The sequence below is a fragment of the Dyadobacter sp. 22481 genome (genome assembly GCF_052044875.1).
Lineage (GTDB): Bacteria > Bacteroidota > Bacteroidia > Cytophagales > Spirosomataceae > Dyadobacter > Dyadobacter endophyticus.
Genome location: NZ_JBQENV010000001.1, coordinates 1,572,138 through 1,595,141, shown reverse-complemented (window position 1 = coordinate 1,595,141; position 23,004 = coordinate 1,572,138). Strand labels below are relative to the sequence as shown.

Annotated in this window: 16 protein-coding genes; 14 read left to right on the top strand and 2 right to left on the bottom strand. The window is 41.0% G+C overall.

From position 1 onward, the window contains the following. Nucleotides 1-82: 82 nt before the first annotated feature. The 7 genes from ACTJJJ_RS06130 (at nucleotide 83) to ACTJJJ_RS06100 (ending at nucleotide 9,869) form a co-directional block, all read left to right on the top strand. Entirely contained in the window at nucleotides 83-2,395 is a 2,313-nt protein-coding gene (locus tag ACTJJJ_RS06130) for a peptidase domain-containing ABC transporter (protein WP_426294430.1), read from the top strand. Between the two features lie 25 nt (nucleotides 2,396-2,420). Beyond that, complete coding sequence (locus tag ACTJJJ_RS06125) at nucleotides 2,421-3,719, top strand: HlyD family secretion protein (RefSeq protein WP_426294431.1); 1,299 nt, start codon at nucleotides 2,421-2,423, stop codon at nucleotides 3,717-3,719. Between the two features lie 24 nt (nucleotides 3,720-3,743). Further along, a complete protein-coding gene (gene gwsG, locus ACTJJJ_RS06120) occupies nucleotides 3,744-4,751 on the top strand; it encodes a grasp-with-spasm system ATP-grasp peptide maturase (protein WP_426294432.1) in 1,008 nt (335 codons plus the stop codon). Beyond that, nucleotides 4,738-5,766 carry a grasp-with-spasm system SPASM domain peptide maturase gene (gene gwsS / locus ACTJJJ_RS06115; protein ID WP_426294433.1) on the top strand — a complete coding sequence of 343 codons (1,029 nt, stop codon included), beginning with the start codon at nucleotides 4,738-4,740 and terminating at the stop codon, nucleotides 5,764-5,766. The genes gwsG and gwsS overlap by 14 nt, the downstream gene beginning before the upstream one ends. 61 nt (nucleotides 5,767-5,827) lie before the next feature. Beyond that, nucleotides 5,828-6,889 (top strand): glycosyltransferase family 2 protein, encoded by a 1,062-nt coding sequence (locus ACTJJJ_RS06110; RefSeq protein ID WP_426294434.1) that lies wholly within the window; start codon nucleotides 5,828-5,830, stop codon nucleotides 6,887-6,889. Nucleotides 6,890-6,934: 45 nt separating this feature from the next. After that, nucleotides 6,935-8,287: a nucleotide disphospho-sugar-binding domain-containing protein gene (locus ACTJJJ_RS06105; RefSeq protein ID WP_426294435.1), complete on the top strand. Its 1,353-nt coding sequence runs from the start codon at nucleotides 6,935-6,937 to the stop codon at nucleotides 8,285-8,287. Continuing rightward, nucleotides 8,268-9,869 (top strand): vitamin K epoxide reductase family protein, encoded by a 1,602-nt coding sequence (locus tag ACTJJJ_RS06100; RefSeq protein ID WP_426294436.1) that lies wholly within the window; start codon nucleotides 8,268-8,270, stop codon nucleotides 9,867-9,869. Before ACTJJJ_RS06105 ends, ACTJJJ_RS06100 begins: the two co-directional genes overlap by 20 nt. Nucleotides 9,870-10,374: 505 nt before the next feature. Here ACTJJJ_RS06100 and ACTJJJ_RS06095 read toward each other — a convergent pair. Continuing rightward, the gene (locus tag ACTJJJ_RS06095) at nucleotides 10,375-10,932 is read right to left on the bottom strand and encodes a DUF4760 domain-containing protein (protein ID WP_426294437.1); all 558 of its coding nucleotides are present in this window, start codon (nucleotides 10,930-10,932) and stop codon (nucleotides 10,375-10,377) included. A gap of 574 nt (nucleotides 10,933-11,506) precedes the next feature. Beyond that, complete coding sequence (locus ACTJJJ_RS06090) at nucleotides 11,507-12,820, bottom strand: site-specific integrase (protein ID WP_426294438.1); 1,314 nt, start codon at nucleotides 12,818-12,820, stop codon at nucleotides 11,507-11,509. A 1,629-nt stretch (nucleotides 12,821-14,449) separates the two neighbouring features. On the opposite strand from ACTJJJ_RS06090, the gene ACTJJJ_RS06085 reads away from it, so the two are divergent. From ACTJJJ_RS06085 to ACTJJJ_RS06055, 7 genes are all read left to right on the top strand, one after another. Beyond that, the gene (locus ACTJJJ_RS06085) at nucleotides 14,450-16,246 is read left to right on the top strand and encodes an O-antigen ligase family protein (RefSeq protein ID WP_440701669.1); all 1,797 of its coding nucleotides are present in this window, start codon (nucleotides 14,450-14,452) and stop codon (nucleotides 16,244-16,246) included. Next, the gene (locus tag ACTJJJ_RS06080) at nucleotides 16,239-16,553 is read left to right on the top strand and encodes a hypothetical protein (RefSeq protein WP_440701668.1); all 315 of its coding nucleotides are present in this window, start codon (nucleotides 16,239-16,241) and stop codon (nucleotides 16,551-16,553) included. The genes ACTJJJ_RS06085 and ACTJJJ_RS06080 overlap by 8 nt, the downstream gene beginning before the upstream one ends. Before the next feature lie 36 nt (nucleotides 16,554-16,589). Beyond that, nucleotides 16,590-16,853 carry a hypothetical protein gene (locus ACTJJJ_RS06075; RefSeq protein WP_440701667.1) on the top strand — a complete coding sequence of 88 codons (264 nt, stop codon included), beginning with the start codon at nucleotides 16,590-16,592 and terminating at the stop codon, nucleotides 16,851-16,853. A gap of 72 nt (nucleotides 16,854-16,925) precedes the next feature. Then, nucleotides 16,926-17,444, top strand: a complete 519-nt coding sequence (locus tag ACTJJJ_RS06070) for a stage II sporulation protein M (protein ID WP_440701666.1) — start codon at nucleotides 16,926-16,928, stop codon at nucleotides 17,442-17,444. Nucleotides 17,445-18,062: 618 nt separating this feature from the next. Beyond that, nucleotides 18,063-20,081 (top strand): transglutaminase-like domain-containing protein, encoded by a 2,019-nt coding sequence (locus ACTJJJ_RS06065; protein ID WP_440701665.1) that lies wholly within the window; start codon nucleotides 18,063-18,065, stop codon nucleotides 20,079-20,081. 781 nt (nucleotides 20,082-20,862) lie between these two features. Next, nucleotides 20,863-21,771 carry a hypothetical protein gene (locus tag ACTJJJ_RS06060; RefSeq protein ID WP_440701664.1) on the top strand — a complete coding sequence of 303 codons (909 nt, stop codon included), beginning with the start codon at nucleotides 20,863-20,865 and terminating at the stop codon, nucleotides 21,769-21,771. Between the two features lie 8 nt (nucleotides 21,772-21,779). Continuing rightward, a complete protein-coding gene (locus tag ACTJJJ_RS06055) occupies nucleotides 21,780-23,003 on the top strand; it encodes a hypothetical protein (protein ID WP_440701663.1) in 1,224 nt (407 codons plus the stop codon). Nucleotide 23,004 lies beyond the last annotated feature (1 nt).

The following is a 23,004-nucleotide window of genomic DNA, read 5'->3' as shown; positions in this document are numbered from 1 at the left end:
AATTACAAGATGCTTGATGCTTGACTCTTTTCCCCACTACTATCAACTAGATCAGATGGACTGTGGCCCGACATGCTTGCGAATGATCGCAAAGTATTACGGTCGTCATTATACATCTCAAACGCTCCGCGAGAAATCACAACAGAATCGAGAGGGCGTAACGCTTTTAGGAATTGCACAAGCTGCGGAGTCGATTGGGCTCCGGTCAATCGGGACTCAAATATCCGTAGAGAAGCTAATTGCCGAGGCGCCTTTGCCATGCATCTTGCATTGGGGGCAGAATCACTTCGTTGTCTTACACAAGATTGAAGGAGAAGCCAGGCCACGTAGGTTGAATTTATTTTCACGTGTGTTTTATGGACTACAAAATACTTTGCAGTCAGCAACGCGTATTTTTAGGAAAAACGACAAAGTTTCGCCTATTAGGGGTGGGCAGGGAATTAGATTCCACATTGCCGACCCAGGAAGGGGGCGAGTCGTTTATGAAAATAAAGAATTCGAGTCTCAGTGGGTATCCAATAGAAATGGAAGAGAGGAGCGTGGAGTCGTCCTCCTAGTTGAACCTACAGCTAAGTTCTTTGAGGAAGAAGGAGAGGAACATGACAGCATCGGCATTTTTGGGCTACTTAGCTATCTTTTGAAGTACAAAAGAATGTTGCTTCAGTTAGGGCTCGGAATGCTGTTTGGGAGTGGAATACAGTTAATATTTCCTTTTTTAACCCAAGCAATTGTCGACGTAGGGATCGCGACCAGTAACTATTCTTTTATTTACTTGATACTCGTTGCCCAAGTGGTCCTCCTGGTGAGTTCGACCGCAGTTGACTTCCTTAGAAGCTGGATACTGCTATTTATTAGCACCCGCCTTAACCTTTCGATACTTTCAGAGTTTTTAGCAAAGTTAATGAGGCTTCCAGTATCATTCTTTGATGTGAAGCACTTTGGTGACATTATGCAACGTATTGGGGACCATAGTCGAATAGAGACGTTTCTAACCAGTCAGACGATAACAATATTATTCTCTATCTTTAATCTCTTCCTTTTTGCAATTGCGCTCGCGCTCTACGATAAAACTATTTTTTTTGTTGCCAGTTTGAGTTCGATAGTCTACATGGCTTGGGTTTTGATCTTTCTCCGTGGGCGAAAGAAGATTGACATAAAACGATTTGATGTCTCTTCACGAAACCAAAGTCTTCTAGTACAGCTTTTACAAGGCATGCAAGACATTAAGCTGAGCGGGGCAGAAACTAGGTACAGATGGAATTGGGAGAAAATACAAATTAAGTTGTTCAAGCTCAATGCACAGAGTTTATCATTGTCTCAGGTACAACAAGGCGGAGCTTTGTTTATAAATCAAGGAAAGAATATCATTGTCACGTTTTTGACCGTACGCGGTGTAATGAACGGCGAGCTTTCTCTAGGTCAGATGATGTCAATTCAATATATATTGGGACAGTTTAATAGCCCTGTCGAGCAGTTTGTAGGTTTTCTTCAGTCCTGGCAAGATGCACGCCTAAGTATTGCTCGGCTCAACGAAGTTCACAACTTGCAGGACGAAGAGCCTAGTTCCACGCTATTTCGTCAAAGCTGGGATAGATCTCAGGACATTCAACTAAGCAATGTATCCTTTACCTATTCGGGCGCGGGCAATGAACCTGTATTGAAGGACATAAACCTACTAATAAAGCGAGGTAAGGTTACAGCAATTGTAGGTACAAGTGGCAGCGGCAAGACAACACTACTGAAACTCATACTCAGATATTATGAACCCCAGGAGGGTCAAATTTATCTCACCAAAAGTTCTGATGACAGTTCCCGAGACGGACTACCGCCCTGGATGCAGGATGGTGCAGTAACAAAACTTTCAAGCATTTCACATCGGTTGTGGAGGCAGGAATGCGGCGTAGTAATGCAGGAAAGCTTTATTTTTTCTGAGACCATAGCCCGTAACATTGCTGTTGGTGATGAGTACATTGATTCCGATAGATTAATCGAAGCAGCTAGAGTGGCGAACATACATACGTTTATTGACTCTTTGCCTCTCGGCTATCATACTAAAATTGGATCTGAAGGGGTAGGGATTAGCCAAGGTCAGCGTCAGAGAATCTTAATTGCAAGATCCGTCTACAAAGATCCGAATCTCATTCTTTTTGATGAAGCAACAAATTCCCTCGACGCAAATAATGAATCAACCATAATGAAAAACTTGGAAATTTTTTTTACGGGCAGAACGGTAGTTATTGCGGCACATAGATTAAGTACTGTAAAAAATGCTGATCAGATTGTTGTGCTCGAGAAAGGCAATATTGTCGAAGTTGGCAAGCATGCTGAGCTGATAAGTATGAGAGGCAGGTACTTTGAATTAGTAAATAATCAGCTGGAAACCATGCATCTCTAGTTGGCAATCAAAAATGGAATTTTCGATGAAAAGACAATCAAGTACAGTTGAAATATTTCAAGAAGTCCAAAGTGCTGACATAGAGGAAATAATGGGCCGAAAGCCCCATTGGTTGCTGACATCGGGAATTTCTCTTTTGGCTATCGTTTTTGGGACGATTCTTGCCTGTACCAACTTTATAAAATATCCAGACATTGTCAGTGCTCCGTTTATCTTAAATGGCGATATCCGACCATATGCGCTGAAGGCAAAAATTGATGGCAGACTTACCCGTCTTATGGTTGAGGACGGCCAGTCCGTGAAGAAGGGAGCGATCGTGGGAATGATCGAGAGTGATGCAGATTATGAGACAATTTTACGCCTCGAGAACGAACTCAGACGAATCAGTGAGGATATAGGCAAGCAAATTTGGAATACGCCTAGATATTTTGCTCTTAATCAAAGCGCAACCCTTGGTGAATTGCAGGAAGACTATGAGATCTTTGACAAGGAGTTTACGAAAATAAATGCACTAGTCGCCAAAGATTTCTATAAAATACGTAAAGATCTGTTGACAAAAGATGTCACAAATCTTGAAAAATTTGAAAACCTACTAAAGGAACAGCATGCGTCTCAAACAAAAGAATTTGTTATCGCAGAAGAAGAATTTTTAATGCAGGAAAGACTGTTTAAAGAGAACGTAATTGCGAAACTTGATTTCAAACGTGAGCAGGCGAAATTCATTGCAAAATCTACTCCTCAACGAACCACAGAAACACAGATTATTCAGAATCAGTCAACCAGGCTTGCTAAAAATCGAGAGTTAGTGGAACTGGAATATGGTCTATATGAAAGTAAAAATGCGTATAAACAATCTGTCGAAGCTCTTGCCAACAGCATCAAGTCCTGGAAGCAAAAGTATCTGCTGTATTCTCCTGTTGATGGAATAATCTCATTTCGAGTTCCAGTTCAGCAGCTAGATTATGTAGTGAATGGCCAGGAGATACTTCTGGTTGAACCGGTGAACCATTTGCAGACTGGATTAATACGGCTTGCCCAGAAAAACTTAGGAAAAATCCGAAAAGGTCAAATTGTTCTGATAAAAATGGACGGGTATCCATATAGAGAATATGGAATGCTAGTGGGCAAACTTTCCAGGATTGCCGCGGTACCTGGTCGTGATAGTTTATACTGGGGCTACGTTTCCCTGCCAGTAAATCTTACTACTCAGTTCGGTCACCAAATTACCTTCAAACAAGGTTTAACTGGTCAGGGTGAAGTAGTTACGCAGGACAGGTCACTTGCGAATAGACTCATTTCTGGTTTTCGAAGCGATTTTAGATAATTCTAATACACCAACATATTAAGAATGATACTGGTACTAAGCAATGAATTCGATCAATCTACCTGTGATGTAATCGATTGGCTCTATTTCTATGACCAGAATTTTGTCCGTATCAATGAATCCGACATGATACGTTTAGAGCGAATCACTCTGAGGGATGGCGATGTCAGGGTTTGCATATTACATAACGAAATGCAAATTGATCTCGAAGACGTGCAATCGTACTGGTATCGTCGAGGGGAGATCAACCTCCCCTGTTACATGGAGACAAACGAAAGCGATTTCTCCTCAATCTTCCAGAGAAACATGGAAAGGGAAAGGGATACACTCAAAGACTTTCTACATAGCTGGATAGAAACCTTTCCCGGATTAGGAAGTTATTTCCAAAGGTCGATGAATAAGCTAAATGTATTAACCAAGGCGTTGAAATGTGGATTTAGAGTTCCGGAGACACATATTCTATCTAGTGACTACGAACTGGAAGCTTCCTTGGGATCAAATATCATTACAAAGGCGATTTCTGAGGCGATTCATATTGTGGTACCGCAACATGGATTCATTATGAATTATACAACACATCCAAATGGCAGTTTCCTATCCCGTGAAAATAGAAGATTTCCATCACTCATTCAGCAGAATATTGTAAAGAAATATGAAGTTCGTGTTTTTTACTTGAAGGGTGAAGTGTATGCTATGGCCATATTTAGCCAAGGCAATGAGAAGACCAAAAACGACTTTAGGAACTATGACCACTCCCGTCCCAATAGAACTGTCCCCTACTCACTTCCCAGAGAGTTGCGCACAAGTGTAACGCTTTTAATGAACTGCTTACAATTAGATACAGGGTCGATAGATCTACTTGTTGATCACAATCGGCAGTATTTCTTCTTGGAGGTCAATCCAGTCGGACAATATGGAATGACATCCTACCCCTGCAATTACCACCTAGATCAGAAAATAGCCAAAATTCTAATTTCTGATTTCTCCAATATGAAAGATACTTTAAACCAGGAGATTCATGGAAGTCGTTAAACTGTTTAGTAATTGCATACCTGTTAAGGGGTACAAGCGATCCATCATATGTGACCTGCAACTAGGTAGATATAAGTTTATCCCAAACGATCTTTTTGATATCATACAGACATATGAGTATCTGGATATTACTTTCCTGCGCGAGAAATACGGACACTCCAACGAAGCGGTAATAAATTCCTATATCGACTTCATAATCAACGATTCGTGGGGATTTTATTGTGATTTAGACGCATTGGATAATTTCCCTCCTATAGTCAACGACTATGTGTCACCTTCGAAGGTGGAAAATGCTATTCTCGATTTTTCAGAACAAACAATACCTAAGATCAATATAGCAAATTACGAGCGGGCCGTACGCGAGCTAAGCATGCTGGGATGCGTAGCGGTTATGTTGCGATTCTTCTCGTATGATTTGACAAACGAAATAATTTTTGAAATTTTAAATTTGTTTCGAGCGAGCAGGATTAAAGAAATTGTACTCGTAGTAAAATATTCTGATAAGGTTGACGTAGATATTATCCCAGACCTTTTTAAAGAGCACCTGCGTGTTGCCCAAATCATCATCCACGGAGCTCCGCACGACAAGTCATTGAGTTTTGACCAAAAGGGCCTAAGTCTTATCCAAGCCAGAGAGCCCATTAACGATGCAACCCACTGCGGCTTCGTCTCAAAGCGTTACTTCAACATTGAAATTCAATCCTTCTTTGAAGCACAGCATTTCAACAGCTGCCTAAACAGAAAGATCTGCATAGATCATAATGGCGAAATGAAGAACTGTCCATCTTTCAGCACGTCTTTTGGTAATATAATGACAAACAACTTTGCAGCAGTAATCGAGAACGATAAGTTTAGAGCTGCATGGGAAATCACAAAGGATATGGTCGACATTTGCAAGGTTTGTGAATTTCGCTATATCTGTTTGGATTGTCGAGCATTTACCACGGATCTGGAGAATCCACATGCAAAGCCCCTCCATTGTCAGTATGATCCACTCACGGCCACGTGGGCCTAGGAAAAGCAGCTAAATGTACAAGAAAATTCCAGTGTAATCATTTTAATTTTTCAAACAGCTCATGTTGAAGTACGAAATTTTGACATTCGTCCGAGGCAGCTCAAAGAGATTGTTGGAGTGCGGAAAAAGAATGCGTCATATTTTTTCAAGAAACGTCGCTGTTCGAGGCATAAAAAGAATTGATAAAAGGAGCGTTCCGTCTGGGAATAACGAGATTAGACTGTTTGCTGTAATGAGGAACGAATCGCTACGACTGCCATATTTTTTTAAGTATTATAACGATCTTGGGGTAAATCGGTTCTTTCTAATTGACAACAACTCGAGCGATGACTCCCGTGATATAGCTTTGTCTATCGAAAACTTACACCTTTATTCAACGAGCCTATCCTATAAAAGTCATTGGCATTGGATTGAGCATCTTGTTAGCAAATATGGTCGCAATCACTGGTGTGTGGTCGTTGATATCGATGAGCTACTAGCATATCCCAATGTTGAGCAATTAAAATTAAAAGATGTATGTTGCTATTTGGATACCTTCGGCGCAAACGCTTTAAGATCGGTCTTACTTGACCTATATCCCAGCGGGCCCTTAGAAAGTGGTATACTGCGCTCCGAGCATAATCCTTTCTCCATACTCACCCATTTCGATCAGGATATTAAGAAGACAGTTTACAATTTTTTTGATAAATCTAATTGGAAGCATTTCAAACAGGAAACATATGTTGGGGGAGTCCGGGAACGCATCTTCGGAAAAAACTTACCATGCCATTTATCGAAGATATCGCTTTTCAAAAATAATGGTAAAGTTTATCTCACACCTGGGATGCATGCCTTGAACGGGGGAGATTTTCCGGATATATCCGGAATTACCTTTCATACTAAGTTTCTGTCAGATTTCATAGAGGAAGTTGACGAGGAAGTGCAGCGTGAAGTGCATTATGGCGATGCTATAATGTACAAAATTTTCCAGAAAAGCATTAGAGATAGAAAGCAACTATCTTTTTTTTCTGAAAACTCGATAAGGTATAGAAATTCCAGCCAACTTGTTAGTCTAGGCTTGATGACCACCTCAAATAGATTCGATGATTTTGGGAAATCCAAATATGGAAATACGAATATTTGAATCAGTATTTGATAAATACCATCTCAGCTATCATCAATTATCAAAATGGCAAAAAAAACAAACGTGTTGATTATTTGTGCTCCAATAAAGAGCCATCTAATTCCATCATTTTACCTGTCAAGAAAACTTAGTAAGGAATGCAATGTTCGCTATCTTATAAATGAAAGTTCATTAGAAACCTTAGTGTCTAACAATGGATTTGAATATATATACAGTCCTGCATTTATGAACTCCGGAGATCAATCGTCAGAAATTTTTGGTAAGAGGAACAAATCATTTATCTATAGAATTTCGAGACTAATTAAGCGTTCATTTTTGAAAAAGCAAGTGTCGATCATTGAAGATATTTTCCTTGAATACCCTGCAGAAGTTATCTTAATTGATGTTTTTATGAGTTTTTCGGTGTTACCGATAAAGCTGTGTTCGTCAAAAACCAGGTGTATCTACATTAATCCCATGATGTCAACCTACGTAGTACCGGGTTACCCTTCTGTCTCCGAAGGATTTTGGGACAAAGACGTTAGACATTCAAGCGTGGAAATTTCAAAGCAATCGAATAACGGATTTATTTTGACAAATTTTATAGAGGAAAAAGTAAAATATTTTTACAATCGGGCGCTATTGAATAGCTTGGGACTAAGGCAAGTTCGCGATACGTTGCACACCACACTGTATGAGGACATTGATGAGATTATTTTAGCGCCGGAAAAATTTGAACTAACTACCCAAATTGTTAATAAAAGGCAGTTCTATCTTGGGCTTTGCGTTGACGTAGCGAGAGAAGAGCAGAGCATAGATTCAAGTTTTCATCAAAAGTTTGAAGAGGTCGTTTCTAGAAAAGACAATTTGGGTAAATCGCTGGTTTACTGTAGCTTCGGAACATTTTATGATGGGTCATTTTCTCGACTATTGCGTTTTGTTCAGGTACTCATTGAAGCAGTTAGGACCTTGGATCATATTGAGTTGGTCTTGTCAATTAATAAGCTGATTATGGAGACAGTCGATTATCAGATAGTTGTGCCGGCAAATGTCACCTGTTTTGAAAGAGTTCCACAATTGGTTGTTTTACAGCATATGGATTTATTTATTACTCATGGAGGGTTAGGCTCCGTCAAGGAAAGCATATACTATCACGTGCCAATGTTGGTTTATCCGCTTGATTTGCGATATGACCAGAATGGCAATGGTTTAAAAGTAACTCATCATGGCTTGGGTGAGCGTGGTGTTTTGGAAACGGAATCCTCAATTCAGTTACGCGAAAAGATAATCAAAGTATTAAGTGACAAACGATATTTCACCAATGTGCAAGAGTTTTCACTTAGCACGGAATCGCAAAGTAGTATTGATAGTATCATTGATAAGGTAATCCTCGAAAATAATGAACGCGTCGGAAGTTAATGTATTTAATAGTTTAGAATACCTTCTTTACAAGAATAAGGTGAAATTTACTAGGGGCCATCTGAGGAGGAGACTGATGGAACATCAAGAACCCACGAGCCTTGCAGCGGTTAGCGAAATTCTCGACGAGTATCAGGTTGATCATATTGCCAGCAGGCTATCGATTGAAAAGTTGAGTACTATTTCGGTCCCGTGCATGGTGTTCCTAGACATTCAGGGTGGTTTATTCGCTCCAGTAGAAAGAGTGTCGGATGACTCAGTTAGGTGGCTAAGCACTGAGACAGGATGGCAGGAAACCAGCATCCCAGAGTTCTTGCAGATTTGGCCGGGCGTAACACTGATTACTAAATCTTCTCCGAAGTCAATTGAGTTCAATTACAAAAATAACAAACGTGATGAATTATTAAATTGGCTCCGTTTCCCATTTGTCGGGCTCGTAGCATCGTTTTATTTAGTATTGATTTTACTTAATACATCCCACACTTTCGACAGTCCGAGAGGGATATATGTTTATGCATATATTACACTTGGTATTATTGGGTCGCTAACGTCCGCTGCAGTCATGGCTTCAACGCTAGGAACTGGTCGTAGTTATTTAAGGAAGCTCTGCTCGTATAACGGTCAAAATACCTGTATGGCATTGATATCATCAGCGGGTTCTAAATTTTTGGGTTTATTCTCTTGGGCCGAACTGGGGCTATTCTATTTTTTCGGTGGCATCTTGTCATGCATCGGGTCATTAATTTTTCAGACAAATAGCTTATTTGAAGCTACATCTGCGTTATCATTTCTTACCGCTCCGTTCATATTCTACTCCTTGTACTTTCAGGGCTTTCGTGTAAAGGTCTGGTGCAGATTATGTTTGGCCACATTGATGTGTTTTACACTTCAGATAGTTCTTGCAGTTCAGATTCTGGACCATATGTCACTTAGGGTCGGTACAAGGGATGCCTCAATACTATTTGTGTGTTATTCCTTCTTACCAGCAGTGTGGGCAATTGTCGCACCATATCTTAAACGATCCGCAGAGATTCAATGGTTACGACGAGAGTTCAACAAGATGCGATTCAATCGAGATTATTTACGCTCATTGTTCGTGACATCGGGATATCGCGTTCCTTTTTTTAGGGACCTTACTTTGATTGATTCCGGAAAGTTGGAATCAGATCATGAGATCTTGTTAATTACAAACCCTACTTGTCCGGCGTGCGCACAAGTACATAGTGAAGTGCGCGATGTTACAGAACGAAGTAAAATTAAATGTCGAATTTTACTAATCGTTCCAAATAAATCGGACCAATTGGCCATGGAAGTAGTTAAGGTTGTATTGTCCTTGGGCATTGAGGACAGGGCCAATGCAATTGACAACTGGTTCAGAGAAGGCAGATTTGACGCTCCTGGCTGGCTGGCAAAGTTCGCTGTTGCCAATGACATGAATTCGGATGCTCAGATTGAAGCAAACAACAGGTGGGCCGAAATGGCTAATATCCAAGCGACTCCGATTATTCTGATTAATGGCTCCGAGTTGCCGCATAACTACGAAATAAGGGAGCTCAGTAGAATTTTCTCACTTATTGGATAGATGCTGTATTGTTTTTGTGCCGGCTGCATTGTTGAAGCTTACGAGAATTATTGCTGCCGAGCTGCGATGAAATAGATCCTGATGTCTGAATGGTTACGGGCATCTTTGTATTTTTTACTAAATTGTGGATCTATCTTACCCTCATGGACACCTCTTCAGAAAGAAAAATATTTAAAATACCATCGATTGACGGCGGAGGCATCAAAGGGCTATATTCCGCCAAGATATTGGATCACTTAGAACAGAAGGTCGGCGAACCTATTGGGGAGTATTTTGACCTGATAGCAGTGTAAGTGTCCCGAAACGGCATACTGTTTGAGATTAGAGATTAAACCTTATCTTATTTCAATGAATAGTCTCCAATGTACTCGTTAAAGAAGCTGGCGCGGACGGTTGAAGTGTACAAAACTATTTCTGTCGACTCCAGATGATATGAGATCCGGCATTTTGCCTGACCAGGACGCCTTCTTATCCGTTTTGTTCGTCCGTGCCTACATTTCATCTATCAAAATTTCTTCTTCGGAGTTCCTGTATGCTTTGCAGTGGCCTTTTTAAGTTCCGTTTCTCGTCTTGCTTGAATCTCATCAAATTTCGAAAGGGCGCGTTCAATTTCGATGAATAATTCCTCGTCTCGCTTGACACTTCTAACATGTTCAAAATAAGCATGACAACAAGATTTAACATCCCTCATCCTTGAATGCAATACTGAATAAGCATATAATTCATCTATTACTCCCAAATTAATGGCTGTGCAAATGCGTTCGAAACAATTTATGTAAGTTTTAAAGATTATCCATTCTTCATAATTGCTCCTTATCTGGGGAGCTCCCTCCTTGGATACAACACCGTCAGCAGAAGAGTATTTCTCAACAATCGCCCAAAAGTCCTTTTCTAAGTGCATGTCAGGTAACAACCCATACATTGTGTGCAACGAATTGACCTTGTTCCAATCGCTACTTTGTTTGAGCTGATAGGCTAGTAGGAGTATCGAAATGAGTCCAATGAGCATCAGCGCTGTTTGAATCAACGGATTATAGACGGTCGTAAAGGTTGCAACATCCATATTATGTGTTTCGAGGATTTAGTGAGAATTTTATGGTCCCAATATTCTTATTGATTGGCATTCAATTTCATCAATAAATAGCTATAAATCAATATGTTTGTAGATTTGCTAGATAATATTTGACACTTCCCCTAGTGCACTGTATTCTGTTTACCCCAAACGAGAATTTGTCGAAATTTCGGCAAATCTTCCTTGAAGGGTGATATTCTCTCAGCTAAGGCTTACATTTTACTTTGTCAGAAATTTATTGATCAAAAGGATAAGCTGCTGGATTAGAAAAGAACTGGTTGTTCTATTTCTGTGATGACCGAAACCAATTAATCTTTTGGACATTCTATTAAATTCTATATCCGTTGGATACTGAGGCGCGTTCTGGACTGTAATGTTACGTAGCTCTGCGAGGCGCAAAAATCTTGCACCTAAATGACATCTATCAAAGTTCCGTTAAGATGTGTTAACGATGGTGTTAACAGTAGTCGAATAAAAAGAAACGTAACAAGCAGATATTTAGATTGTTACGTTTAGAGTTTGTACCCGCAGAGGGAGTCGAACCAGACCAATGAACATTAGTTATCTAAGGCGCGGGTCTAAGCAAGCCAGACTTTAAGAATAGCTTTTTCCGAACTTTGGCGACATTATCACTAATTCTAGATTTCCTCACTCTACAATAACGCATCGTTGTTCTGATGCTTCGGTGGCCTAACATTTTACTGACATCCTCCGGAGGAACGCCATTGTTAAGCATCATATCCGCGAAGAAATGTCGGGCATCATGCGTATCGAGTCTTCTGATATCGCCACTAACATCCCGGATTTCACATAGCTGCGCAATGTCCTTCAAATACACGTTGTAGCGGTAGTTACTATTGACCGGGATTAACTTCCGATTTGCTAGACAGTAAGGGTGGTCTTGATATTTGGATATCAGTTGGTCGACGATCGGCAGAATGGGTACCATTTCGCCAACCTCTGTTTTGCCTCTGTGCTTGACAAGCCAGCGTTCTTTCTTGGGCCCGACCAGGACTACGTTTTCCGGGCTGAGGTCATAAATGTCCTGATAGGCAAAGCCGGTGAAGCACTGAAAAATGAATGCGTCCCTAACCTCAGAAACCCGGTCGACGCTAAATTGCTTTTGCTGGATTTTCTCGACCTGCCAAAATTCCAGTGGGATTACCTCCACATCGCCACCAGAGCACTTGAAGCCTTCCATTGGGTTGGAAGGGATGTATTTCTTTTTAACCCCAATTTTGACGATCTGACGCACCCATTTTACTTCTTTTCGAGCTGTTACCTCAGCCAACGGTTTCGCAACGTGTAACGTCAAATAATCATAGAGGTCGTCCGCAAAGGTGTCGCCAAGAGAGGAAAAGTGAATGTCCTCGCGATCGAAGTGATATTTGATGAAACTGGCAACCTTCTTTTTGGTGCTGCGCCAGTGCTTCAAGGTCTCATACGAGGCATTTTCCCGTTCTACGCGCTTCTCGAATTTTGCGATGAACTCATCGAAGACTTCCAGCACTGTTTGCTCGTTCTTGGCAGCAGGCTTCGCTAGCTTTGGCTGTTCGATTGCAGGTTTTCCCAGGTAAACATTCTTGACCATCGCCGGGGTCACCTCACGGAACTGCGTTTGAAGGCCGTTGAAAATCCGTTCGACGTCGGTTTGCAATTGGGCCAATTTCTGATTGGCCAGTTTTACTTCCATTCCTGAGCCGGTGACTTGTTTGGTATCCAAGTCCCAGGATGCCGGATTAACCTTCTTGCCTGTTGAAATTTCGGTGTACTTACCGTCGATTGTTATTCTGGCGTAAATGGGAGCTTTGCCGTCTGCTTTCGCTTTTTGTCTGTACAGCCAGAAGAGTACAGTCAGGTTCTGTTTGAAATTCATCATCCTCACAGTTTAAGGTTAGAAAAACATTGATGTTTGAGAAACCTTGGTCAAAATCGCCTCTGTCAAACATGTCCATTCGGTAACCTAATTTAGTAAGCAAAGCAGGTTACCGAATAGGTTACCGAATGCTTTGATCTGGATTGAATCAGAATGATATGCTTATCTTCGAAAACAGTGAAAAAATGACGTTTTTAAACGAAAAAAGCGCCTTTTGAGGCGCTTTAAGTGATCCCGCTGGGAACAATTTAATTGTTGAAAACGCTTGTATATCAGTTATTTGTAATTCCCTTCAAAATAGGTAACCGAAACGGTAACCGATTCTTTTAGCTTGTTTTGATGCATTTTGGGCATCGGGGCATCCATATCAAAGTTACATTTTTATTTCATTACTTCGATCTTCCTAAGTGGTATCAATGGCGCCCCAAGGTGGCTAGGCCCACACCGAACAAAAAACTTGGAAGACGACAAAGATCACTAGCAACGCTACTCGCACACAAGATCGTATTGTAGGAGTCTTTTCATCCTGCCAATGTCGGTAAGGAAGTTTTCATAAATATCCATCCAACACAGTCTTAAGAAGAACATCTGGATTGTGCATAAAAAGTATAGCATAAGAACTGCCCAAAGGTAGTTCCAGCTGATATCTAAAATTTTACTAATAATCAGCAAAATCGAAGTCTGCATAAAGTGCCAAAAATGCGCGAAGGCCGCTAAGCCCCGTTTTCGCTTCACTTCAATGGCCTGGCGCAGTTTCATCGACGACCTTCCAAGAAGATAGTAGTCTTCCCGTTCTGGCGCACTTACTCTCTTCCATAAACCTTTTCGATCCCATCGGAAAACAGAAATGTAAAAGGATGGGTAGTACTTCCTTATGGTTTGAGCGGAGAAAGCGATGTCTAGCAATAAAAGAATCATTAGTGACAGCATAGACAGAAATGAGTATACGTAAATCTGGCCGTCGTGTTTCCAAGCTGCCACAACCGCAAACCAAGATTGTAATAGAAAAAGGCCTAATAGGAAAGCCAGAGTAGAATTTTGCCAACGTTTGTTCAAGGAAGTAACTTTGTCAAAGAATGGAAACCTCCTTCGGAAATGCAATAATTTGTTAATCATATTATGAGTTTGACTTTATGTTATCGCAAACTTACAATTGCAGTCTCGTTCGGCTTGACATAGAGTGACAAGGGGTAGTATTTGAAATACTGTATGCGAAATATATTGGACCAATGGAGCATGAGTTGACACAATTTGGAAAGTTTACTTGGCCTGCTTTTCTTTTCCGAATGCTACTTTCGAAATTTGTGGCTTATTGCAGAACATATTGAAGTAATGAACATTTAATTTTAATAGAAAATATTCTACACCGATAATTGATTGATTATTGTCTATAAAAATCATACTACAAATATAGTTTATATATCGAAATTTTCACGGAAAAGTGTAGAATAGGCGGCTTAAAATGAGCGAGACAACACAATTCATCGGTAAAACACTGCCTGTTCGTCGATCATTTGGTCGTAGTTGTCGAAAAATGGAATCCATTTGAATGGATATACTTTTTTATCGAAAATGAAATTACTAGCATTGCGGTACGATTTGTTATATAGGTTTTATAACTTCAACTAACAGGTGAAAACAAGGGATAAAGTCATTTTCATACTCACCGTTGCCACTTTGCTTTCCGCACACATTGAAGCAAGTTATTTTGGATTGTATGCTCCTAAGGAGTTTTTGTTAATTACTTGTTGTCTATTACTACTCGCATTTGCGACATATAGATATTTTTCGAAAGTTAGCCTTCCCAGGAATAATATTAGCGATTGGATATTCCTTTCTTTGTTTTTATTTTTCATAGCAAACACATTTCTCTTTCGCCATCAGTTCGCCAACACCGAATATCTGATCTTTATCTCGCTACAATTTGTTCTCTATTTGACGTTCAGGCTGTCAAGCCATCTTGCCATAGATCGTGACCAACTACTGCTGGCGGCTATGTCTCCGCTCCTTATCGAAGGTGCGCTTTCCTTCGGCCAGTTCCTTGGTGCAATACCTTCTTCAAATCCCTATTTTTCAATTACCGGCTCTTTCAACAACCCAGGCATTCTTGCCGGGTACGCAGCCATGTGCTTGCCAATCGCCTTACACTTCTTTTTGACACTAAGCGAAAATCACCCCAAAAGAGTATCCTATATATTTTCTGCTGCTATCTTGTTGGTGGCGATTGTTATTCTCTTTCACACAAAATCAAGAGGGGCAATGGTCTCGGCCGCATTGTCCTGCGCCTACATACTGACCATACATTTCCCCGTTGCATTGCGATTTAAAAAACTGCAGCACATGAAATGGATTGCTTTGGCCACAGCAATCCCCGTTATATGTGGATTGATTTATTATTTGCACTCATTGCGTCCTGAATCATCATCTGGCAGACTGTTTATCTGGAAAAATACACTTCAGATCATTGCCAAATACCCAATGCTCGGAGTTGGAACAGGAAATTTCAGTTCCGCGTACGCGATGATCCAGGAACAATATTTTAGCCGGCACGATGCCAGCCCACATGAGCTGGCCATCGTCGATAGCGTTTTGGTTCCTTTTAACGAAATCCTAGGATTGGTTGCTGAGGAAGGAATCATCGGCATCACGCTAGTGATCTTTTTCATCGTCTACTCACTGAAAAACTTAAATCGCGGCGAGCACGGAAAGTTTTTTTCACAATGTGTCCGTGCGTCGATCTTATCGGTGTTTATCTTTTCATTGACAAGTTATCCCTCAAAAGTTATCGCTACACAAGCAACCATTCTCCTGCTCTTTGCGGTATCAAACAGCATTGGACCATGCGAGGAAAGAGTTGTCGTGACAAGAAAACCTGTAAGTCTTGCTGCCATAATCCTGGTTACCTTGGTTCTCTTCGGTCTAAGCTTCTCGTACTTTTTCCGCACAATGCGAACATATCACAGAGGACTGCTCTATTCTCACAGAAGAGATTATCCGAAAGCAAACGAGTTTTACGGCCAATCATTCTCCAATCTTAAACACAGTAGTGACTTCCTGATGAGCTATGCTTCATCCCTTTACTTATCAGGAAATTACACTCAAAGTCTGGCAATCCTCAATGAATTCGATAAGGTATCTTACTCTTACGAATCCACGCTACTGCGGGCAAAAAATTATTTTGCGATTTCCGACTTCACAAATGCCGCACTGCATCTAAAAAAAGCATCGCAGATCGTTCCGTCCAGATTTGAACCACTGCATTTACTTCTTTTAACTTACGAAAAGACAGGTCAATATGATAACGCTGTAGAATTGTCCTCCAGGATACTCGATATGCCAGTAAAGAAAAAATCCGATCAGGTTCAAAAGATAAAAGATACTGCTCGACATATTGCCGCTGAAATAACCAAAAACAAAGATTATGAGTAATCCAAAAGTCTTTACCTGTCCGGCGTGTAACAACGAATTGGGCTTCAAAAATGTGGTGAAAGTTGCCGACGGCCACGAGTTCAACTGCCCCCATTGCGGCACAACAATAGTGCCAGAAAAATCAAAGACCTGGCGTTGGGGCTATCTAATCGGTCTGATTAGCGTCGTCGTGCCATCCAAAGTATATCTCGAATATTTCCAAGACAACATTGTCGTCGCGCTGATGATTGGGGCGGTTTGTGGAGCGACCGCGATTATGGGTATCTGCGTTTACGTGTATAAAACAACGATTTTTAATACCAAGTAGAGTTCAATTTATGTTTCACTTTTAATTTTTTTTTTCATGCAAACAAAAGCAAAATCGTTGGCCCTCCTCTTGACGGTTTGTACTGTGTTGGGAGTTTCTTCCAGCATGTTGTCCAAGCCGAAATCTAACAAGATCTGGGTTGGTATTGGTTATGTGGCATCCCGAGAAGGCGCCTCTGCAGGTGCTGGTGCGGCGATTGGCGCTATCGGCGTTCTGGATGCTGCGGCCTGGGGCTTTGGTGTCGGTATGGTAGCTGGTCCGGTTGGCGGAGCAATTGCTGGTGCCGTATCAGGACTGTAATTAGCTAGGGTCTATGGTTAACGGCCATAGACCCATTCTTTGACCAATAAATAAGAAATCCCTGACTATCAGATGAATAGAAAACGTGGCTACTATCTCGCTATTGCAGCTTATTTTATTGGGCTTCTTTTAGGCTTGTTACTAAAATTCAATACCGGTGCAGGCTCCTCCCAAAAAATGAATGCTGCTTTTAACAGCATATACAGTCAAAGTAAATTCACCTTATTCTGGGACATCTTTTTCAACAATATACTTGTCTTAATTTTCAACCTGATGGGAGCTCTGTCTTTTGGCATAATTTCCCTCATCACCACTCTCTACAACGGGGTCATTCTCGGTTATACAGTCTCCTCGCTCCAAAAATATTTTTCAACGACCGAAATATTGAGCCATACATTACCTCATTGTATCGAGGTTGTGGGGATCATTTTATCGTGCAAACTGGGTGTAGAGCTCGGATGGATACTCTTCAAAAGGTACTTTGAAAAGATTACCCTCGAAATTGATACCGCCTATTACCTGAGGACTTTTGGATTGGCTGTCACGATCATACTGCTTGCCAGCGGTTTGGAAGTCGCTTTCATGCGATAATATTAGTCTCCTATATTGAATAAAAATATGACGTTTACGCGAAAGAGTTTCTATTTAAACCTGATTTGGCTGCTATTAATTTCGGTCGCCTTCCTGATGATTTCGGTTGCATCTGCCAATTCCCGACAGGATCTCCTGGCCGAGAATGATTTATTTCAACTATTCGCACGCATTAATCACTTTATTTCTTTCTTTATCCCCCTTGTCATCTTCATCTTCTTTTTGTTTTCCTCCCATTTAATGTTCTTCTTATTCGATTTTGAATTTGACCCTCATCAAATCGGGCAAATAATTTGCGTTAGTCTTGTTCCCATTCTTATAAATGCAATATTACACTTTATCGTTTTGAACAGCCTGAATGATAGCCAGATCAGCTCTCTCGACAGCAACTATGCCTACCATACAACTTCATTGGGGTTAAACCTGATGGACATGAACTATGTTAGCTATGCCTCGTGGATTTTGTTCTATGTTCTGTTTGGACTTCTTATCTATGATAACTCAGAACACAGTATCCTCTCTATCATTTGTATCGTCGTCGGACCAAGCCTGCTAATAGCGACGATCAAACTGTTACTGGCGTATTTCTCCTGACAACTTCCAGCACATTTACAAAAGATGAAATGTAAGATCACACGTGGTAGAGGGATACCACATTTCAGATTGACTACGGCGTGTCAGTTGATCTTCGGTTTTGCCCTTCTCCTCGGGGCTTGCAGATCTAATAACGGCAAGATTGGTGACGTACTGGAACAGTCAGGGGATAATCGATCCGAATTGGAGGCTGTAATACAGCATTATAGTAAGGACAAAAAGGACAGCCTTAAATTGAAGGCAGCCAATTTTCTGATCACTAATATGCCTAACCATTACTCCTACAAAGACGATAACCTGGACAAATTCAATAAAATCTTCGATCTGATCAGCCGCAGGGAAGCTGTTAAACCATTTTCCGGAAACTATGTTTTCCCGGAAACGGACCGTATGTGGGACTCAATTGCCAGGAAGACAGGACAATTGGACGGCTATGGATTGAATGTGATCAGCGACTGCGAGGTCATTTCAGCCAAACTTCTAATAGAGAATATTGACTATGCGTTCATGGCCTGGGAGCTTCCCTGGGCCCAACATTTAACCTTTGATGAGTTTTGTGAATATGTTCTTCCCTACCGATTTCAGGATGAAGCCCTGGAGTCCTGGCGACCGACTTTTTGGAAAAAATATGCGTGGCTGAAGGATTCCATGGCCGGAAGCGACGATCCCGTTAAAGCGTGTGCACTTATCAACAACGATATTAAGCGGTGGTTCCGCTTTAACGGACTGTTTAACGCGTATCCAAGTGCAATCAGCCCTGGTAATTTGCTGAAATGCAAAATGGGAAAGTGCCTGGATCAGGCTGCGATTGCCTGCTACGCTATGCGTTCGCTCGGAATTCCTGTAGCTCATGAATATGTACCTCAGTGGGCTGATCGAAGTATGGGGCATGATTTCAGCTCCGTGTTGACGAAAGAAAAAAAATTCATCGGATTTCTGGGCGGGGAATTACCACCCGGCAGTAATGAAATCCGGAACAGGGCTCCGAAGATTTTTCGGTCAATGTTTGCCCAGCAACGCAACGACTTGTTGGAAGGGGAAGCAAATTTCGAAGAGGTTCCCTATCTCCTCAGAAGCCTTTTTATAAATGATGTTACCAATCAATACATTCAATCTTCCACAGTTAAGCTTGACTTCCCGTCAGACATTGCCAAACAACGTCCGTTTTTATACCTGGCTGTCTTCAATGATACTGAGTGGGTTCCTGTCGTGTCCGGAAAAGTAAATGGTAATTCGGCAGAGTTTAGCTATATCGGTCGTAACATTATCTATTTACCCGTATTAATTGCGGATGGAAAAATGCAGCAGGCCTCCGATCCGTTTCTAGTGCGACCGGATGGCTCGACTCAGTTTCTTAAGCCAAATCTCGCTCAAAGACAAAACCTGGAACTTGAACGAAAATATCCACTACAGGGATACAAGCTCAACTGGTTAAAATGGATGGGTGGTGGAGTTTTTCAGGGAGCCAATCTTCCGAACTTTGCGGATGCCACGAACCTATTTGTTATACCCGACTCCATTTCAATGCGAATGCATAAATCTGCAATCTCAAAGCCCGGTGCATTTAGATACCTCAGATACCTTTTCCCAGAAAACTCATCGGGGTCAATGAGCGAGATAACCTTCTATGATGATCAGGGAAATGATCTCGGCATAAATAGTCTAAAAATAAGACCACAAGGCATTGATTCTGTGGATCTTGAATCAGCCTTTGACCGTAAGTTTGAAACATATATTGATAGAACACCAAATTATGAATATAACGGGCTCTGGATCGGACTTGATCTACAGACCAGGCGTAAAATTCAAGCCGTCGGCTATAGCCCCAGAAATGACAGGAATGGTATTATCAAAGGTATGAGATATGCCCTTTTCTACTGGAGCGAGGGTTGGAAACCATTAGGATCAAAGATTGCGGATCAGGACAACAGTCTCGAGTTCAAAAATGTACCGACAAACGCCATTTTCCTCTTAAGAAACTTAACAGAAGGAAAGGAAGAGAGATTGTTTATCTATTCTGATGATAAGCAAAAATGGTTTTAGTAAAGTCGCGATATTTTTGGGTTAACCTGATCCTATAAATTTCGCGATCGGCGTCCCGTTGAGCCAGGTTACCGAAAAGGTTACCAGATATTTTGACCAGAATTGGATCGAAGTGATATGCTTATCTTTTTGAAAACTCGCAAGAACGAGTCTTTTGAATGAAAAAAGCGCCCTTTGAAGCACTCTTGGTTGTCCCGCTGGGATCCTGTATATGGTGCTTATTTGCTCTAAACGACTGTTTTCCCTATATCGCTCACCCAGGTTAACGAATCGGTTAACAGATAGAATGATTTACTTTGAGTCACTTTGATTCGGCTTTTCAGCTGTGATACAAATATACAGTTTTTGCAGAAACATTTTGCCGAACTACTGTGAAGGAAAATCTTTAATCTTCTATACACCAGATGACCAAAATGCGTATGAGATTAAGGCATGGGTCATTTCTCTCCATAAAGATCGTTTGTTTTACCGTTAGCTAAGAAATAATCTCTTCGTGTTAAAAATATATTTAAATTAAAACTATCATCTACTTAAGAGCTCCTTCCTTGGCATTGATCAAGTGCAAAGACACTAAGTAATTATATTCTGCTTTTTTCATTAGAGTATACAAAAAAATCATTTCAAGATATCGAGGCAATACTTCTTCATACCTACTTAGGGCTTTCCTGGCCACGCCCGTAGGTCCTGTTTAGGAGGACTCCGCGTCAAATGAGAATAACCCTTAATCGGTTTATCGAAGTGAGCAAAATAACATCAGTCAGCCAACCATTCCCAAGTTAACATGGATCAAGTTAGAATAATCTCCGAAAAATTGAGTTTTGTCCCTTTCAATTACGAATACACTTTTTTTGCGCCGCAGACCGATCGGATTTTAGTTCAAGACCTACTCCTAAGTTTGTATGGGGCTCCTGGCGTAACTCATCCTGGTGGAAGCTTTGGAATAAGCTGCAACAACATATTTTTCTATATTGATGGAAAAGACCTGACCCTTCCTCTGCTTGAAGAACTCAGACGTTTATTGGATGCTTCTGATCAGGTGAGGGCAAAAAAACAGTATAGCGATGCTCTTGATAAGTGGATTTCTCTGCTGACACAATTGAATATTACCGATACCGTTAAAGAGAGAGCAATAGCCGCCGCGCTTCTTAGCACTCAGCCATTGTCGGGGAATCTAAAAAGTTTGGGGGATGCCAAAGTTGGTTTTGGTGGACATCTGCATATATTCAATTTTCTTTACAAGGAAGTAGAATTGGCGCCAGTTTCCCTATTCCAAGTTATTAAGGCCCACAACAACCAAAATCCAGACGAGAAGATCAACCCTCTTGAGATAAAAAGACTTACGTTTTCGAGCGGCCCCTGCCGACTCTTCAGTCCAAATTTTAGTACCAACAATATTCCAACGGGTACTTTGTCTTGCCAGTTTGAAATTCTTGTTCATGATACGCTTGAAGACAAATTAGATGCGCTCCAGAGCCAGCTCGCGCTCCTGCAAAAGAATATCGAGACCGGTCTAACCGATATTAGGAAACTATTGACATCAGATATAAGCAAGAAATTGCGGGAAATTAAGACTTCTGTGGACGATACTTCCAGGGATATTACTATCGCGAAGTTTGAGTTGTTGAATCTCCAAAAGCGAATAGATTCACTAGAAAATACGTCCCAAGAGATTTTGAAGTCAATAAACTAATATATGTTATGACACAATTTGACATATGGTTAGCAGATAGAATCGCTGAAATCAACACAATTAAAACAGACATTAGCACGAACAGTACTGTGCTTGACGCAATTCTTCCCGTGCAGAAAGAGATAAACAAGGGTGTTGCCGAATACAAAACGGCCATAAAGAAAATTAATGAAAGAGATGGGTTGGTCTTTGTCACGAATGAAAATCTAAGGAACAGCTTGCATAAGTTAGCTGAAAATCGACACGATGCTGAACTGACCTTGACAATGAATTCATTTCTTACGAGAAATAGTATCGATTTGCAAAGACTGTTCTCACCTCTTGACTTTCATGATATTATTGTAAGCCAGGCTTCCCCAGCAATATTGGATGTTGCAGATAATGCATGCGCCTTTTTGAATAACGGCTATGTTATGTTAACTATACCAATAAGATTAACAAATAAACTTATTAAACAAGACTTTACGTGCAATTTGGCAATCCCTTTGTATTTAAATTTACATAATGACGTAGTAAGCATAAAAATGTCCGGTTTAGTTCAAGTATGTCCCGACCCTGGTTTAGGTGAGCGAAACCTAACCGACCTAAGACGCGAAGCGAGTTCTGCGCTGGAAAGGTTATTAGTTACGCGAAGTTTTGCTATTCCGCCACTTCGTGTAATGGATCAAACCGGAAGGCTATACGGTGCAAGGTTCTCGAATCGTTCCGTCAAAATATATGCGTTGCTTGGCTCTAATCGGCGAGAGAGATTGCCACTGACTGGTGAAGTTTCTCCCGGGTTTGATTTGAGCGTCAAGGCATCTACTTCTAAACTATTGTCGATTTTTACTGATCCCATCATTGGTCAGGGCATATTAATTCAGTCAATTCAGTTAATGGGCGCGAAGTCGTTCAAATTAGAATTGAAATATCAGGTTATCGATAAAGTCAGAGTGGGATGCGTTGATATTCCATTTAGGGTTTCGATCGAAATTACTGCTGCAATCGATTTGAGCGTTAGGGGGAGAAGCGGGCTCACCTTTACAATAAGGCGGCTATCGGAACCTCAAGTGGATGTGTCAATGGCAGGAATTCCCTTTCCTGATATTCTGACCGCAAATATTCTCAATGCTTTTTTAAGTTTAATTTCAATTTCACTAGAAGGTGAACTAGCATTCACGTTTGATCTTGGTCAGCGGCAGATGGATGCAGAACTAAAAAGTCGTATATTAATTCTTAACTTGAAGTACTAAA